The organism is Streptomyces sp. NPDC037410 (assembly GCF_055602235.1).
On sequence record NZ_JBVJWR010000050.1, the window covers coordinates 1 to 1,168 of the forward strand.

At 66.5% G+C, this 1,168-nt stretch carries 1 protein-coding gene; it reads right to left on the reverse strand.

What is annotated here, in order from left to right; translation table 11 throughout:
* The gene (locus ACZ7HT_RS36875; protein WP_471174126.1) at positions 1–1,086 is read right to left on the reverse strand and encodes an IS630 family transposase; all 1,086 of its coding nucleotides are present in this window, start codon (positions 1,084–1,086) and stop codon (positions 1–3) included.
* Positions 1,087–1,168: the final 82 nt, after the last annotated feature.

Sequence of the window (1,168 nt, forward strand, 5' to 3'; positions counted from 1 at the left end):
CTAGTGATCTGGTTCGGAGATCCTGTCGCAGTATCGGCAGATGCGGTCGAGGATCTGGTCGGCGGTCTTGGTCCATTTGAAGGGTCGGGCCTGGTCGTTCCAGACCTTGATCCAGTCTTCGAGAGCCTTCTTGAGGTCGTCGAGTGAGCAGAACACTCCGCGTTCGAGGCAGCGCCGTTCCAGCTCGGCGAACCACCGTTCGACCTGGTTGATCCAGGACGAGTAGGTGGGGGTGAAGTGGAGCTGGAAACGAGGGTGCGCGAGGAGCCACTTGTGCACCACGGGTGCCTTGTGGGCGGAGAGGTTGTCGCAGATGACGTGGACCGCCAGGCCGGATTCGGCCTGGCGGTCGATCTCGTCGAGGAAGTCGCGGAAGTCGACCGCACGGTGCTGTGCGGACAGCTTGCTGATCACTTTGCCGGTCGCGGTGTTCAGGGCGGCGAACAGGTCGACGGTGCCGTGGCGAACGTAGTCGAAGCTCCGCCGCTCGGGCACTCCCGGGATCATGGGCAGGACCGGTGCGGTCCGCTGAAGGGCCTGGATCTGCGGTTTCTCGTCGACCGCGAAGACGACGGCGTTCGCCGGCGGAGCGAGGTACAGACCGACGACGTCACGGATCTTGTCGATCAGGAACGGGTCCGGGGAGATCTTGAACGTCTCGGTCCGCCACGGCTGCAGGCCGAAGGCGTGCCAGATCCGCAGGACACTGGCCGGAGAGATCCCCACCACCTTGGCCAGTTCCCGCTTGGACCAGTGCGTGCCCGCAGGAGGTGTCTCTTCCAGGGTGCGGACCACTACCTCTTCGACCTGGGCGTCGGTGATGGTCCGTGGCACTCCGGGCCGCGGCTCGTCCGCGAGTCCGTCGAGGCGGTCGCGCAGAAACCGTGTGCGCCAGCGGCGCACGGTGTCTCTGCCGACATCGAGCCGCGCGGCGACCACGGTGTTGTTCCAGCCGTCCGCGCACGCCAGCACGATGCGTGCGCGAACGGCCAGCCCCTGCGCGGTCGAGCGGCGCTTTGCCCAGTTCTCCAGCGTCAGCCGCTCGGCCTCCGACAGCACGACAGGTTCCAGCCGGGTATCGCCCATGCCCACAGGACAGCGCGAACGCGCGACCGGCCGCAGGCGAACACCGCAATCTGAAACAGGGGTCGCCTCACGTGGCGACCCA

Coding starts and splice junctions, on each gene's coding strand:
- ACZ7HT_RS36875 (WP_471174126.1), bottom strand. CDS start 1,086: ATGGGCGATACCCGGCTGGAACCTGTCGTGCTGTCGGAGGCCGAGCGG.